1 protein-coding gene is annotated in these 1,068 nt (G+C 40.3%); it reads left to right on the top strand.

The window, feature by feature from the left end; all coding sequences use genetic code 11:
- A partial coding sequence (gene mmgD, locus Q5Y73_RS24605) for a citrate synthase (protein WP_305994565.1) occupies positions 1-1,068 on the top strand: 1,068 nt, incomplete at both ends.

Here is a 1,068-nt window from a genome sequence, read left to right as displayed (position 1 = left end):
TGTACCCGGTTTAGAGGGGGTCATAGCAAGCGAAACCCATATCTCCTATTTAGATGTGGAAAATGAGGAGATTGTCATTCGTGGTTATGATCTAATTGAACTTGCCAAAAATGTGAAGTATGTCGATCTTATTTCTCTATTATTAGATGGTTATCTACCAGATGATGCACAGCAGAAGGAAATAGAAGAGAAGCTGAAAGAAGAATATGGACTCCCAGAAAGTCTCTCCTCTATCTTTAAACTTCTTCCAAAAGGAATGCATTCGATGGATGCACTACGTACAGGCATCTCCGCTTTAGCGGGGTATGAAGAGGATCTTGAAAACCGCACACAGACTTCCACTCGAGAGAAAGCCATTCGATTGTTGGCAAAAGTCCCGAATATCGTGGCAAACAGCTATCATGCTAAAATGAACCAGCCTTTTATCGAACCAAGACAAGACTTATCGTATAGTGCCAATTTTTTGTATATGATCACTGGAAAAACACCAACAGAAAGTGAGATTCAAGCTTTTGATCAGCTATTGATGGTGTACAGTGAACATGAAATGCCAAATTCTACGTTTGCTGCTAGAGTGATCACTTCCACACAAGCAGATATTTATGGAGCTTTAACTGGTGCTGTGGCTTCTCTAAAAGGAACGTTACATGGTGGAGCAAATGAAGCAGTGATGAACATGCTGCTGAAGGCAGAAACGAAAGAAAAAATCGAACCGATGATCCTCGAAAAGCTAGCCAATAAAGAACGAATTATGGGATTCGGGCATCGTGTATATATGAGGAAAATGGACCCACGTGCGTTATTAATGAAGGAAGCCTTATTAAAACTCGTTGAAGAAAAAGGAAACCGAGAATTATATGACATGTGTGTCATTGGTGAAGAAGTGATGAAGAGGGAAAAAGGACTGTATCCGAATCTGGATTACTATGCTGCACCGGTGTTTTATTTACTGGATATCCCGATCGATTTGTATACACCGATCTTTTTATCCTCACGTATCGTAGGGATCAGTGCACATGTGGATGAACAGAATCAAAACAATCGTTTATTTAGACCGAGAGTGAAATA

This window comes from Chengkuizengella axinellae, from assembly GCF_030730905.1.
GTDB classification, from domain to species: Bacteria; Bacillota; Bacilli; order Paenibacillales; family KCTC-33759; genus Chengkuizengella; species Chengkuizengella axinellae.
This window is presented reverse-complemented; position numbering and strand designations above follow the sequence as displayed.